Genomic DNA, 15,315 nt, shown 5'->3' on the forward strand with positions numbered 1-15,315 from the left:
TAACTAATACTCCTTTTCATTATTAAAAATACTATAATTATTTTATTAAATTATAATTTCTAATATATCTTTAGGAGAATTTAATTTATATGTTGCTTTTAAAGTATCTAAATCTTCTCGCCCCCATAACGCTAATATAGAATCAACTTCAGCATTTTTGGCACATTGCATATCATATATTGAATCCCCAATATATATTGTTTCTTCTTTTTTAGCATTAGCTATTTTTAAGTACTTTTCCATTGGCTCACCATCTGGCTTATGCTTAAGAGTATCATCAGCACAAATTACCACATCAAAATAATCATCTAATTCAAATCTCATAAAATCAGTTTCATATTCCTTTCTAGTTTTAGAAGTTATAATTCCTAACTTAATAGATTTAGATTTTAACTCCTCTATTACTTCTCTAATTCCATTAAAAAGCTTTATATCATCTAAATAGTCATTATAATATTCATTCCACATATTCTCTACTTGCTCTAAATTACCTATATTCAATTTTAATAAAGCATCTCTTCCTGGTATTCCTAAAGCGAACTTAAGGTCACTTAAGTTCACATTTACTCCCTTTACCTCTAAAAGAGTTTTCTGCAAAGATTTTAAAACTGCCTTTTCAGAATCTATCAAGGTTCCATCAATATCAAAAACTACATGTAAATATCTCATATATTCCTCCAGTATTTATATTAAATATTAAACTCTAAATAACTAACTAATTAACTCATTTGCCATACTATTTAAACCATATTCATAATCAGCTCTAAATTCATTAGAAATTATAATTTCTGGTATTACTATTCTTGGTACTCTACTTTTACAATAATTCTTAATTTCATCTAATTTATTCTCTATATAGGAATTATTATAAAGAACTATCAAATTAGGATTTACTAACGCAATATAGGATTGTATTATATTTCCATAATACTCAACAATATTTATATCTCTAAATCCACATATAGGGTATATCTTATTGTCTTCACAAATTGGAAGATAGTGTATCTCACCAGCAAAATTCGAAGCTCCTCCCCATACTTTACCGTTAATGACTAAACTTGATCCTACTCCATTTTCACCCATGTATATGCTTACTACTGCTTCTATATCATTATTTTCATGTCTTTCCCAATAACCTATTGCAGCCACATTCATATCATTTTCAATATTTACCGGAATATCATATTTATCTTTAAAATATTTAACTATATCTACACCTTGTAATTCTATATACTCCATTTCAGATATAATTTTTCCATCATTAACATTACTTGCAACTCCTATCATTATACTTGCAAGTTGAGGGTATTTTGACTTTATTAATGATACTACCTTATCTATCTCCATCAATATATCACTTTTACAAATTACACTTCCTGATTCAATTTTATTTTCGCAAAAATCATTTACTATCCAACATAATTTAAAACCCTCTAAATACAATGATAATGAAAGTGCATACATTGGATTTAAACTATATTTTTTAGCACATCTTCCTCCTAAGGAATCCTGTATTCCTACCTCAATTACTTCATTTTTTTTAATTAAATATTCTATTGTATTACTAACAGTAGGAAAACTTAACCCTATATATTTAGCTAAATCACTTTTGCTAATAGATTCATTTGCTCCTAATGCTTTTCTAATGTTATTAATATTAATATTTCTTATAGTTCCTGAATTCGCCATATAAATTTGCTCCTTAATACAGTTATTAAATAACTTTTTAAAACTATTTTAATAACTATATTAAAGCACTCTATGTTTTATATGTCAATACATACAAATAGAGTGTTCTTTATCGTCTATCTTCATTTACATATAAAATAAAGCATATCAAAATTTCTTTAATTAGTTATCTTAATATGGTAATTATGATAGATATTCAAAATAAATGTAAATTATATATTTTTTTATTTAGTATATGATTACAAAATTACTAAAAAAATATTACACTCTTTAAGTATTTATATTTTCATATTCATCATTTCCCCTACTATAAGAAAAATAAAAAAAGTTGGCCTCAACCAACTTTTCATATTTATAAATAATAATCTCACTACATCTTTAACATCTTCTTGCAAAATCCACAAAAACAAATTTATCAGGTCTATGCCTAGATTCAGTATATTGAAATAAACTAGTATCATCTAAATAAATATAGCTTTTTACTACTACTATCATTTCAAATCCCTTCATATCTAGATGTTTTTTATCTTCTTCTGTTGCATTCTGAACTGTTATTTCTTTTTTTGCATATGCAATCTTTAATCCTAACTCTCCTTCTATATATTTATACAAGGATTCCTTACAGACATCATGAGTAAGATTTTCAACAAATTTTTCCACAATATAATCTTTATCTAATATTACTTTCTCATTATCTATTGATCTAACTCTTACAACTCTCCATACCTTATCATATTCATTTAGTTCTAATCCTCTTGCAATGTTTTTCTTAGGAATTATGCACTCTAAATCCTTAACATCAGTATCTACATTCATGCCTAACTTTTCTGCAAGCTCCTTAAAACTAACTACACCTGATACTGGAAAGTTAAATTTACCTATGTCTAAAACAAAAGAACCTTTTCCCTTAGTTTTCTGTATATATCCATTTTGCTCTAACATATTTAAAGCCTTTCTCACAGTATCTCTAGATACATTATAATTATTCATTATATCTTTTTCAGAAGGTAATTTGTCATTTGCTTGATACTCATTATTCTCTATTTGATTTACTATTGTATTATATATATTTAAATACTTTTTATCCATTTTATCACCAGAGTTATTTTAACATAAATAACTCCTATTTCTCAATATAATAAGCAATGGATTCATATGGTTTAAGAGTAATTTCTTCACATAATTTACTTGAATCTGAATAGTTTGATATCAATATATTATAATTATTGTTTAATAATTCTGTAGGAATATTTACCTTAGTATATTCTCCATAAAAATTATTTAAAACTATTAAACTTTTATTTTCATAGTTTCTAACATAAGCTAATACCTTATTATGATTTTCTAATATCATTTTTATATTTCCTTTAGAAATCACATCATACTCTTTTCTTAATTTTATCAATTTTTTATAGTAATTAAATATTGAATTACTATCTTTAATTGCAATCTCTGCATTTATTTCCTTAGATAACTTTCCTATAGGTATCCATGGAACTCCAGTTGTAAATCCTGAATTTTCTTTATTATTCCATTGCATAGGAGTTCTAGAATTATCTCTTGATTTAGCTTTTAATATCTCTAAAATTTTCTCTTCTGATTCACCTTTTTCTTTTAATATATTATAATAATTTATGGATTCAACGTCTCTATATTTTTCTATTGATTCAAAATATGGATTAGTCATACCAAATTCTTCACCTTGATAAATATAAGGTGTTCCTCTCATCATATGAATAGTAGTAGCTAACATCTTACCACTTTCATTAATATACTCTTTATCGTTTCCAAATCTAGAAATTGCCCTAGGCTGATCATGATTGCACCAAAATAAAGCACTCCATCCATTACCTTCTTGAATTTCTTCTTGCCACTTTTTAAATATATCTTTTAGCATCATAAAATCAAAATCCATTAAAGTCCATTTATCACCATTTACATAGTCCACCTTTAAATGATGAAAATTAAACACCATAGAAAGTTCCTTTTCTTCAGGGTTTGAATATTTAATACAATTTTCTACTGAAGTTGATGACATCTCTCCCACTGTAATTATATTTTCATATTTACCAAAAGTATTTTTATTAAGTTCTTTTATATATTTATGTATATTATGCCCATCGGTGTAAAATCTTCTTCCATCACCACTACTATCATTCTCAAAAAGCTCTGGTTTAGATATAAGATTAATTACATCTAATCTAAATCCAGTTACCCCCTTTTTAATCCAAAAGTTAACTATACTGTATATTTCATTTCTTACTTCTTCATTATCCCAATTTAAATCTCCCTGAGTAACATCAAATAGATGAAGATAATATTCATCTAATTCCTTAACATACTCCCATGAACTACCACCAAATTTAGAGTGCCAGTTTGTAGGAACCCCATTATTTTTACCTTTCTTAAAAATATAAAAATTCTTATATTTTTCATTACCATTTAGTGCTTCTTTAAACCACCAGTGTTCTGTTGAAGTATGATTAAATACCATATCTAGCATTATTTCTATACCTCTTTTTTTAGCTTCCTTTACTAAATTCTCAAAATCATCCATAGTACCCATTCTTGGATCTATTTTATAATAATCTTCAATATCATAACCATTATCTTTTTGTGGAGATATGTAAATGGGTGTTAGCCATATATAATCTATACCTAATAACTTTAAATAATCTAATTTCTTAGTTACTCCGTTTATATCTCCAATTCCATCTCCATTAGAATCATTAAATGATTTAGGATATATTTGATAAACTACACTTTCTCTAAAATCTTTCATTTTATTTATCTCCCCTTATCTAGTAAAGAATGGATAATATATACTTATCATATATATTATCCATATATCTCTTATTAAATTTATTTACTTTAAATTATGCTACATTTATTTTCTTTCTACCTATTACTACTGTTAATATAAAAGGTACAACTATCGCAACAACCATAGATACTGCAAACATCGGTATACTATTTGGTTGAATTGACAGGATTCCTGGGATACCACCAATACCTATTGCATTAGCCATAACCCCTGATCCTACTGATATTATAGCTGCTATACCTGATCCTATCATTCCTGAAATAAATGGGAATCCATATTTTAAGTTAATACCAAATAAAGCTGGTTCAGTTACGCCTAAGTAAGCTGAAATACAAGCTGGTATTGAAACTTGCTTTTCTTCTTCACTTTTTCTATGTAAATATATCATTGCTAAAACTGCTGACCCTTGAGCTATATTTGATAAAGCTATCATTGGCCATAATGATGTTCCTCCCACTTGAGCCATTAACTGAAGATCTATTGCATTTGTCATATGATGTAATCCAGTAATTACTAATGGTGCATAAGCAAATCCAAATATTCCTGCAAATAACCATCTGAATGATGATGTTAAACCAGCATATACAACTGTTGATATCCATGAGCCTATTGTCCAACCTATTGGTCCTAGTACAACATGTGCAATAAGTACAGTTGGTACTAAAGCGAAAAATGGAACTATTATCATCGAAATTGATGCTGGTGTAATTTTTCTAAAGAATTTTTCAAGATATACTAATAAGAAACCGGCAAGTATAGCTGGAATAACTTGAGCTTGATATCCTATCATATTAACTTGTGCAAATCCAAAATCCCATACAGGAATTTCTCCACCACTAGATACTGCATACGCATTTAAAAGTTGAGGTGATACTAACGTAATCCCTAAAACTATACCTAATATTTGGGTAGTTCCCATTTTCTTAGTTATAGCCCATGTAATACCTACAGGTAAGAAGTGGAATATAGCTTCTCCTATTAACCATAAAAAGCTATGTGTTCCTGCCCAAAATTGTGATATTTCTATTAAACTCTTTGTACCATCTTCAAAAAATTTAATATCTCCAATTAAATTTCTAAATCCTAATATTAATCCACCAACTATTATAGCTGGAATAAGTGGTGAAAATATTTCTGCTAAATTTGCCATAAGTCTTTGCATAAAAGTCATATTAGATTTTGCTGCATCTTTAACATCATCTTTGCTCGTTCCTTCTACGCCAGATATCTTTACAAAATCATTGTAAAAATCTCCAACTGAATTCCCTATTATAACTTGGAATTGACCAGCTTGTATAAATGTTCCTTTTACAGACTTTAAACTCTCAATCTTTTCTTTATTTGCTAATGATGTATCTTTTAACACAAATCTCATGCGAGTAACACAATGTGTAACTGCTCCAATATTTTCTTTCCCACCTACATATTCAAGTAAAGCTTTTGAATCATCAATAAATTTTCCCATAATAGTTCCTCCTACTTAAACTTGTACGTACATCTTTTATGTTTTCATAATATCATGTACGTACAAGTTCGTCAATAAATTTATGTAATTCTTTTCACAAGAAAAATATGTTAATTATTTGCCTTATATAAATCTATTAACTTTTCACTTTTATCCTTTTATTGTTTGCAGATATTATAAGAATATATTCTGTTATTATAATTTCATATTTCTTTTATTTATAAAAAGTAAGAGAGTATTGAATATAAATCAACACTCTCTTACTTTTTTGTAAATATCTTTACTATTTTAATTTTTTCTTTTTCTTTCTTTTATATAAAAACCTATTGCTGTTGTAATTATTCCAACTAATCCTACAGTAGCTGCCGGTGTACCTCCTGTATTCGGTAAATTTTCACTTCCAGTTCCATTAGAACCGCTACTTCCTTTATCATTTAGTTCAAGATTTTGTATAGTAAAATCTAATTCTTTTTCAGCTTCTTTTACCTCATCTTCAGTTGCCTCTTCATTAGTAAAAGTCTTTTTCGCTGCTGCTAATGCTTTTTTCAGATTACTCCAGCTTTTCTTTGTATATTGTTTCGAATCAAGACCTTCAGCTTTATTTATTAACTCTTCTAATTTATCTTTATTTGGTTTTAATATTAACTCTGAATAAGCTCTATTTAAGTCATTATAAGCCTTATCTATATCCTTTTGTGCTGCACTTGAATTAGCTAATACCTTCTTAGATTTTGCTAATTCCTTTTGTAAGGCTTTCCAAGTTGATGGAATATACTCAGTTTCATTTAAACTTTCAATTTTCTCTACCAATGCATTTAATTCCTCTTTTGATACCTCTACTTTTTCATCTGTTGTGAACTTTATTTTATAAGTATTCATTGCACTTGACTCTGATAACACCTTTATCACTGTTTCTCCTGGAATATTATCTGTATTTGTAATAAACACTTTAGCATTTTCATTTACTTTTGTTACCGTTACCTCTGGAACTTCTGTTGTTCCTTTTGGTAATACTATATCATATTGATATTTTTTTGCATCGAAGTCTTTTATTGCTTTTCCATTTACCTTTATTTCTGAAAGCGATGTATCTGTACTCTTAGCATTTTTAATAAATTTAGCATCTGCCCATGTACCATGGTCATACTTAATGTTTTCGTCATAAGAATCAATATATAAGGCTAATTCCTTAACACCACTTAAGTCTACTTCTACTTTAGGAGCATTCCAAGTACTATAAATTCTTCCACTATTAAATACTTCTACTCCATCAGCCTCCACTCTAGCTAATATAGATGGACCATAACCTGATACCCCTCTATCTAAACCAACATATGCTTCGAACTTTTCATAATCCTTACCTTCTAAATTATAAACTATTTTTGAATCTGAATTAGTTCCTATTCCCTTATCAAATATAGTTATATTATTATTAACCTTCACTCTTAATGGATTTCCAATTACTGTCTGATCTTTTTTAACTTCATACATTCCTGATGTTGCACTTTCCCAATCTACATCTGATGCATAAACTACATTATTAGTATTAAAGTTTAATTTATAAGTCTTATTAAATATTTTCCCTAATAATTCATCGTTATAAACTACTTTAACCGTAGCTATACCTGATATTGTTTCTAAATCCCTAACTTCTACTTTTATATTATCATTAGCTGTTTCAACTTCTATTACTGGAGGAGTATCTAATGAACCTTCTAAATACTCTATATCATATTCTGTAATATTTTCATCAAAATTTTGTATACTTACTCCATTTGCCTTGATATCGTTTACTAAATTCATTTGCAAACTCGAGTTAATTTTGCTTATTTCCATTGGTGAATCTTCTTTAGTTATCCCATTTATCTTAAATGTGTAATTATACATTTTTTCACTTTCCATCATAAATTCTGGATGTGGAGTTGCACCCCAGCTAGTATCTCCTCCTACGCCCATTTGTTTATAATTAAGTCTTAATACTACATTTCCTGCCTTTTCAAGCTCATGTGGATGACGTTTTCCTGAAGAAAGCTCCTCTGGTGTATATTCTAACGCATTAAATTCTATTGTTGGTAAACCAGATGCCATTAAACCAACTCCATTATTATTTGTCAGTGTTACCCATCTTACATCTGTTCTATTTCCTGTTTCTGATGGTTCTATATATGGTATAAAGAACTCGTCTACCTTTTTATTATATACGCCAATATCATAACCTGTATTTCTATCTATATAGTTTTCTTCTGGTCCTCTTCCATACCAAGTTACATTTTCAAATTCTGAAGGTAATTGAAGCATCATACCTATTTCAGGTATTTCTGATAAACCTTCACCTGCTTTTAATGTATTACTTATTACTACTTCACCGTTTCCATAAACCGTATAATCTAACTTTAATGTTGATTCTACTTCTGTTGGAACAGTTAATTCTAATTCTATTTTAATAGCCTTATTATCTATTTTTACAACATTAATATTTTTAACTTTTGAATTTTTTCCTGCTTCTTTCCATGTTGCTAATCTTTCTTCTGCTCCATTCCCTTTATCATTATCATTTAAAGCTCTCCAATAATTTGGTACTAGAGGTTCTTGTATTAATTCAACCTTTTCACCATTTTTATTAAGCTTATACGATTCTAAAGCTCCTGTTTCTTTATTGATTTTAACATCGAATTCATTACCTTCTATTGATACAGCATTATTGTTTTCTTTTACATTAACTGGAGACATTGATGTTATATCTAAAGCTTTTTCTGATGGATTGTTAAACGGAAGCTTAAATTGTTGTTTTGCAACTGTATGTCCTATACCTGCCCAAGATTCATCTCCCTTTAAAGTAAAACTTATATTTAACCAATACTCTGTTCCCGGTATTATTTCTGGCGTTTCAAATGGTATTACCATATCTTTATTTGACAATGGATCTATGTTTATATCAAAGTTTCCTTTTTGTATAACTTCATCATCTGCTCTTAACTCCCAATTTCCTTGATATTCATCTACATTTGTGAATAAAAGTTCATTTTTAATGTTAATTTTACCATGTATAACATCTACATCTTTTATCTTTATTTCTTGATATACTTTTTTTACCTCTTGAAGTTCAGGTTGTACTGTTCTGTCGGCTGACACTAATCCATTTGCACAGAAATTTCCATCTGTAAAATCTCCATCTCCCCAGTCTCCACCGTAGCTAAAGTACTCTTCTCCTGTCTTTTCATCTGTCATTTTTATTGATTGATCAACCCAATCCCAAATATAACCACCTTGCATATTATCATATTTGTCAAATACATCCCAATATTTTTGTAAATTACCTACACTATTTCCCATAGCATGGGCATATTCACATTGAATATAAGGTTTTTTGTTATCTGTATCTTGTGCATAAGCTTCCATTTCCTCTATTGTTCTATACATTCTTCCATATACATCTGCTACATCTCTATATGGTTCATAATGTATCGGTCTTGTAGGATCATTTTCTCTTATCCAATTAGCTGCATGTTCAAAGTTTTCTCCTCCACTAGACTCATTTCCTAGTGACCACATTATTATAGATGTTTCATTTTTTGATCTTTCTACCATAGATCTTTCTCTATCTATAACTGCTTCCTTCCACTCTGGTTTACTTTGTGGAATTTCATCTAATCTTCCATGTGTTTCTACATTTGCTTCATCCATTACATATAATCCATATTCATTACATAAATCATACCATCTTGGATCATTTGGATAGTGAGATGACCTAACAGAATTTATGTTATTCTGCTTCATAAGCTCTATATCTTTAATCATACTTTCTTCTGTTAAAGTTCTACCTGAATCTGGGAGAAATTCATGTCTATTTACTCCCTTAAAGGATATTGGTTGTCCGTTTATTTTAACCTGACTATTTGATATTTCTATTTCTCTAAACCCAAATTTATTACTTATTGTTTCTATTATATTTCCCTCTTCATCTTCAAGAGCAATAACAATCGTATATAAATTTGGTGTTTCTGCTGACCATTTTTTTGGATTTTCAACTATTGTATTAAGTTCAGCAACAGTATCTTCATTATTTGATGAATTTATATTTATTTCTTGAGATAGCTCCTTAATTAATTCTTTATTTTCATTGTAAACTAAACCTTTTATCGTATATTTACCATCATTCTCTAATCCATAATTGGCAACATCTACTTTTACATTTAATTGTGAATTTATATATTGTTCATCTAAATCAGTAACTACTGTATAGTCTCTAAGATGTGCTTTAGGTGTAGAGTATAAGAATACATCCCTAAATATCCCACTTATCTTAATCATATCTTGTGATTCTAACCAGCTACCATCACTCCATCTATGAACTTTAACTGCAATTTCATTTTCTCCTTCTTTTAAATGTTTGCCTATATTAAAATCATGTCCTGTAAAACTATCTTCACTATATCCCACATATTCTCCATTTATATATAAATAATAAGCAGATTCTACTCCCTGAAAAGAAACAAATATCTCTCTATCAGTCCATCCTTCAGGTATGGTAAACGATTTCTTATAATAGCCTATTGGATTATAATCTGTTGGTACATCTGGCGGGTTAGGTTGTGTCTCTTGATATTCCCAAGGATATGCTGTGTCATTATATCTTGGTTGATCATATCCATGTAGTTGCCAGCTTGATGGTACAGATATAGTATCCCATCCACTAATATCATAATCAGACTTATAGAAATCTTTTATATCTTGAAATGGTTTATCTACTATATTAAATTTCCAATCTCCATTTAATGTTTGATAGTTAGTTGAGTTTGAATAATCTGAGTAATTAGGATTATTTAATGCTTCTTCAATTGTATTAAATGGCATCATAGTAGAATGGGCTTTCTCTCTATTATCTTCAAATTTTTCAGGATTGCTTGCCCAGAATTCCGTCGCATCATTTTTTTGATTTATAACATCTGCTAATATACTTGTATCTACATTATTTAATAATATACCTGTGCTTAATGTTACTGCTAAAACTTTAACCAATGTCTTTTTGCTTAACATAATATTCCCTCCAAGAAATTTCAATATCTTATTTTGAAAATAACATTATGACAGTACTATTCTGACAATAATATATTAACATTTATTCTAATTTATGTAAATATTTTCTTTATGTATTTTTATTTTTTACGCTATTAAATATTAATAATTTACACAATATTACTCAATAAAACTGTTTTGCTTTTATTTTAAATTTAATATTACTATTTAACAAATATTTCTAGGATATTTTAACATTAGTTATCCATACTAAAAGTAACAAAATATTTAAGGAGTAAATAAAATATGGATAGTAAAAACTATAAAGATCTTTCTAAAGAAAATTACTTAAAAAATGGTACTAAATCTCAAGGTCAAAAAGCTAAAAATAGCTTTAATACTACCATTGAAAAACCTGCTCTTAATGAAAGTGGATTAGAAGCAAAAAAGAAGGGATTCTAAATATAAAAGGAATACTTTTATCAAAGTATTCCTAAAGTATTCCTTTTACCTCTTTTGTGCATATAATTTAAAGTCTTAGTTATATTTTTATAATATATCTTATCAACATTAGCCTAATATCACGCTTTTTTTAATGTAAACCAGAAAGTACTTCCCTTTCCTTGCTCTGATTCAACACCGTAATTACCTCCATGCATTTCCATTACCTTTTTTACAATGGATAACCCTAGCCCCGTTCCTGTTATAGCACGTTTATGATTTTTATCAACTTTGTAATAACGTTCCCAAATATAAGGTATATCTTCATTAGCAATTCCATCTCCTGTATCTATAACCTCAATTCTTACACTATCACTATCAACAAGCTGACGCACACTCACTTTTTTATCTTCACCAGTATAATTTATTGCATTAATTAGTAGATTGTAAAAAACTTGAGTTAGTTTAATTTCATCGCCCTCTACCCAAACTTCTTTCTCTGCGCTAAACTCTAGTTCATATCCTTTTGATCGTACAAGCTCCTCTATTCTCTCTAACGTTGCTTCTAAATTCTTGGTTAGATTAAATCTATTCATAGTTAAACTTTGATTTCCTGATTCTAATTGAGATATATCTAATACATCATTCACTAATGAAGATAATCTTTCTATCTCATCCATTATTGTTTGTGTTTGTTCTGATGTAATGTCCTCTGGAAAATCATGCATAACTTCTGCATAGCTATATATTAGACTTAAAGGAGTTCTTAAATCATGAGATATATTTGCTAAAAGCTCTCTCCTTAAACTTTCAACTTTATTTAACTCAATAGATGCTACATTTAATGTATCTGATAATTCTCCAATCTCTCTATAACCTTCATGAGTAAAATTAATATCATACTTACCTTTTGCTAAATATTTTGCACTTTTATTTAATTTTTCAATAGGTTTAGAGACTCTATGGGCAATAATTATAGCAAATACAATAGAAAATAAAATCATAAGCCCTGTTATAATGTAAAGTTGATAACGTAAAGTATTTACTGTAGCATTCACCGGAGAAATCATAGAGTTAATTAAAACAATTTGACCATTAGAGGCCTCTTTAATATACATAATAGATTCAATTGGTCCTCTATCTTTAAAATCATTCTGAGGATACATATTATGGGGTTCTAATTTCTTATTATAGTACTCCACATATTCACCATTCTTTAATTTTGATAAAAGAATGTGTTTTTTATCCATCTGTATTCTATTTTTCATATCTCCAACAGAAACTAAAGTTATTCCTTCTGAGGTCATTACCTCAATATAACTTTCATTACGACTTGCCAGTTCTGAAGCTACTGGCATTAAATCTTCATTATTCTCTATTAAACTAACAATCTCTTTTACTGTTTTTTTAGTCTCTTTTACCTTAATACTTCGATAAAAACTACTTAATAATACTGTTTGAAAAATCCAAAGTACTGATAAAAGTATGGCGCAAAAGCATAGTAGATAAGAAAATATTTTCCATTTAATCCCTAGATTTTTCATATCTATCCCTCAAACCGATAGCCTATATTACGTAAAGTTACAACTAACTTAGAGTACTTACCTAAAGCCTGTCTTAGTAATTTAATATGGGTATCTAGTGTTCTATCATCACCAAAATAATCATATCCCCATACCTCAGTAATAAGACGCTCCCTACTTAAAGCAATATTTTTATTACGAATCATATAGAACAATAACTCATAAACCTTAGGTGACATATCTATATCTTCCCCGTCTATAGTTACCTTATGAGCTGTAATATCAACCACTAATCCATCTTTTTTAAATAAATCATGATTGATTTTCTGCACATTGGTACCAACCCTTCTTAAAATTGCACTTACACGTCTCATAATTTCCTTAGAAGAAAATGGTTTAACAACATAGTCATCTATACCTAAATCAAAACCATGGAGTTTATCATATTCCTCTCCACGAGCTGATAGCATTATGACAGGTACATCTGAGCTTTTACGGATTTCCTTAACAGCAGAAAATCCATCTAATTCTGGCATCATCACATCCATAATAATAATATCAAAATCTTCTTTTTCACATCTCAGAACAGCTTCCATTCCATCAGCAGCCTCTATTACCTCATATCCATCAAACTCTGCATACTTCTTTATTACGCCACGTAGTTTTTCTTCATCATCCACCACTAATATTTTAGCCATATTCCTCACCTCACTATATACTATTATAGATTAACTACTATATTTCTTATATAACTTTTATTAATATTATTAACAAAAACTCTTTCACAAAAATATTAATAACCTTAAAGGATTATATTTTTTATATTATTTCCATAATAGTATTCACATAAAAGGTTTTGGAAATTCTCGTAAAATATTTTAAATTAAATAACTAACTAAAATTTCAAGTTTTCTTTACTTTCTTTCATGCCTAACATAATATTTAGATTACCATTTTTACATCTTAGTTCATCAATAAAAACTTTTGATTGAGTTTCCGGTTTTAATACAACCTCATAAAGTAATTCAAATAAAGAACCAAATTCTTTAGTTTTAACACCTACTAGCTTATAATTATAAGTATATTTTTTCATAATTTCATCAAATGCACCTTCATATTCCATATCCTCTGGTAATATAATCTTTAAGCGCATACTTCTTCTCTTGTCTACATCGAACTCTACTTTATAAAGAATATACATAACCATGCAAATAATAACTGCAAATAGAACTGCATACCCTATATATCCCATACCACAAGCAAGACCTACTCCTAATGTGAAAAATACATAAGCAATATCCTTCGCATCTCCTGGCGCACTTCTAAACCTAATTAAACTAAACGCTCCTGCTAAGCTAAAAGCACGTGCTACATTGCTTCCTACTAAAAATATAATCATTGCAATAATAGCTGGTAACATAATAAGTGTAACAGTAAAACTTGCTGAATAATCCTCTTCTCTATGTATATAACGATAGACTAAACTAATTCCTAATCCTAATAATAACGCTGCAAAAACAATAATAATTGTCCCCCTTAAAGTTAGAGTCTCTGCAACACTACTTGTAAATAATCTTTCTAACATTTCCTCTTTCCTCCATTACATTAAACTACCTGTAAAATATTATCTTTCTGTTTAAGATATCGTTTATATTCTTCTCCATACTTTGAAAAACCACCTCGATATACCTTAAGCTCTGATAGTAATTTAGCTAACCAAAGTGGAATAGCACCAATAATCTTCACTTCCATTAAATACTTGTTATTTAATAATTCCATTCCATAATCACCTGATGTAAAATTAACTTTTTCCCTACGAGTTAGTATATTTTCATCAAAAGTAACACGAAACTCACGGTCTTCCTTACCATAATATGCAATTCTTTTATAGCTAAGATAAGCCTTTGCTTCTACTGAATAGCGATTGAGAAAAACTTCTATTTCCTTTAGTACCTGTTCATCTAAATAAGAACAATTCTTAGGATATTCTCTTTTACGGATAAAGTTTATAGCTTCTTGATATGTCATTGTCGCTCGACGCTTATTAACTATTCCACCTATTTTCTTCTTAAGTTCTAAGAATACCTTATCTTCCATTCTTATAGGATTAGTATAAGATCGTAATCTTAACTTCTCCTTATAATATGGTTTTGCTAATGACTTTTGGATTATCTCATCATCAGGTGTATCAAAATAGATATTATGAATCATATATGTTCCCATATCACTACAGTGTTTATCTAGATTCATGTACTTAGGAAGCTCTGCTGTAATACGCTGAAAAGCCTCTTTATTAACTATAAATTTAAGCTCATATCGTCTAAATGTTTTTTGTGCCATATAAGTTACTCCTTTCA

Annotated in this window: 11 protein-coding genes; 1 reads left to right on the forward strand and 10 read right to left on the reverse strand. The window is 28.7% G+C overall.

The genetic code is table 11. The annotated features are described in order from the left end of the window. Positions 1 to 45: 45 nt before the first annotated feature. The 6 genes from CP523_RS07270 to lacZ all read right to left on the reverse strand — a co-directional run bounded on the left by CP523_RS07270 (position 46) and on the right by lacZ (position 11,015). Positions 46 to 669: an HAD family hydrolase gene (locus tag CP523_RS07270; protein ID WP_066673741.1), complete on the reverse strand. Its 624-nt coding sequence runs from the start codon at positions 667 to 669 to the stop codon at positions 46 to 48. 42 nt (positions 670 to 711) lie between these two features. Next, a complete protein-coding gene (locus CP523_RS07275; RefSeq protein WP_066673743.1) occupies positions 712 to 1,689 on the reverse strand; it encodes an ROK family protein in 978 nt (325 codons plus the stop codon). A gap of 378 nt (positions 1,690 to 2,067) precedes the next feature. After that, a complete protein-coding gene (gene treR / locus CP523_RS07280) occupies positions 2,068 to 2,778 on the reverse strand; it encodes a trehalose operon repressor (protein ID WP_066673745.1) in 711 nt (236 codons plus the stop codon). Between the two features lie 34 nt (positions 2,779 to 2,812). Beyond that, positions 2,813 to 4,471 (reverse strand): alpha,alpha-phosphotrehalase, encoded by a 1,659-nt coding sequence (gene treC / locus CP523_RS07285; protein WP_066673746.1) that lies wholly within the window; start codon positions 4,469 to 4,471, stop codon positions 2,813 to 2,815. Between the two features lie 94 nt (positions 4,472 to 4,565). Continuing rightward, entirely contained in the window at positions 4,566 to 5,978 is a 1,413-nt protein-coding gene (gene treP / locus CP523_RS07290) for a PTS system trehalose-specific EIIBC component (protein WP_066673747.1), read from the reverse strand. A gap of 288 nt (positions 5,979 to 6,266) precedes the next feature. Continuing rightward, positions 6,267 to 11,015, reverse strand: coding sequence for a beta-galactosidase, LacZ type (gene lacZ, locus CP523_RS07295; protein ID WP_066673748.1), 4,749 nt, complete (start codon positions 11,013 to 11,015; stop codon positions 6,267 to 6,269). Between the two features lie 285 nt (positions 11,016 to 11,300). Between lacZ and CP523_RS15985 the strand changes: the two genes are divergently transcribed. Beyond that, entirely contained in the window at positions 11,301 to 11,456 is a 156-nt protein-coding gene (locus CP523_RS15985; protein WP_162925970.1) for a hypothetical protein, read from the forward strand. A gap of 119 nt (positions 11,457 to 11,575) precedes the next feature. On the opposite strand, the gene CP523_RS07300 is transcribed toward CP523_RS15985, so the two are convergent. The 4 genes from CP523_RS07300 to CP523_RS07315 all read right to left on the reverse strand — a co-directional run bounded on the left by CP523_RS07300 (position 11,576) and on the right by CP523_RS07315 (position 15,298). Continuing rightward, positions 11,576 to 12,979, reverse strand: a complete 1,404-nt coding sequence (locus tag CP523_RS07300; protein ID WP_066673749.1) for a sensor histidine kinase — start codon at positions 12,977 to 12,979, stop codon at positions 11,576 to 11,578. A 2-nt stretch (positions 12,980 to 12,981) separates the two neighbouring features. Continuing rightward, the gene (locus CP523_RS07305) at positions 12,982 to 13,656 is read right to left on the reverse strand and encodes a response regulator transcription factor (RefSeq protein ID WP_066673750.1); all 675 of its coding nucleotides are present in this window, start codon (positions 13,654 to 13,656) and stop codon (positions 12,982 to 12,984) included. A 197-nt stretch (positions 13,657 to 13,853) separates the two neighbouring features. Continuing rightward, positions 13,854 to 14,543 carry a DUF4956 domain-containing protein gene (locus tag CP523_RS07310; RefSeq protein ID WP_066673751.1) on the reverse strand — a complete coding sequence of 230 codons (690 nt, stop codon included), beginning with the start codon at positions 14,541 to 14,543 and terminating at the stop codon, positions 13,854 to 13,856. A gap of 20 nt (positions 14,544 to 14,563) precedes the next feature. Further along, entirely contained in the window at positions 14,564 to 15,298 is a 735-nt protein-coding gene (locus CP523_RS07315) for a polyphosphate polymerase domain-containing protein (RefSeq protein WP_066673753.1), read from the reverse strand. Positions 15,299 to 15,315 lie beyond the last annotated feature (17 nt).

This window comes from Clostridium septicum (assembly GCF_003606265.1).
In the GTDB taxonomy this organism is placed as follows: Bacteria; Bacillota; Clostridia; order Clostridiales; family Clostridiaceae; genus Clostridium; species Clostridium septicum.

Excerpts from the sequence above, each read along its gene's own strand:
- CP523_RS07270 (WP_066673741.1), bottom strand. The coding sequence starts at position 669 with ATGAGATATTTACATGTAGTTTTTGATATTGATGGAACCTTGATAGAT.
- CP523_RS07275 (WP_066673743.1), bottom strand. The coding sequence starts at position 1,689 with ATGGCGAATTCAGGAACTATAAGAAATATTAATATTAATAACATTAGA.
- treR (WP_066673745.1), bottom strand. The coding sequence starts at position 2,778 with ATGGATAAAAAGTATTTAAATATATATAATACAATAGTAAATCAAATA.
- treC (WP_066673746.1), bottom strand. The coding sequence starts at position 4,471 with ATGAAAGATTTTAGAGAAAGTGTAGTTTATCAAATATATCCTAAATCA.
- treP (WP_066673747.1), bottom strand. The coding sequence starts at position 5,978 with ATGGGAAAATTTATTGATGATTCAAAAGCTTTACTTGAATATGTAGGT.
- lacZ (WP_066673748.1), bottom strand. The coding sequence starts at position 11,015 with ATGTTAAGCAAAAAGACATTGGTTAAAGTTTTAGCAGTAACATTAAGC.
- CP523_RS15985 (WP_162925970.1), top strand. The coding sequence starts at position 11,301 with ATGGATAGTAAAAACTATAAAGATCTTTCTAAAGAAAATTACTTAAAA.
- CP523_RS07300 (WP_066673749.1), bottom strand. The coding sequence starts at position 12,979 with ATGAAAAATCTAGGGATTAAATGGAAAATATTTTCTTATCTACTATGC.
- CP523_RS07305 (WP_066673750.1), bottom strand. The coding sequence starts at position 13,656 with ATGGCTAAAATATTAGTGGTGGATGATGAAGAAAAACTACGTGGCGTA.
- CP523_RS07310 (WP_066673751.1), bottom strand. The coding sequence starts at position 14,543 with ATGTTAGAAAGATTATTTACAAGTAGTGTTGCAGAGACTCTAACTTTA.
- CP523_RS07315 (WP_066673753.1), bottom strand. The coding sequence starts at position 15,298 with ATGGCACAAAAAACATTTAGACGATATGAGCTTAAATTTATAGTTAAT.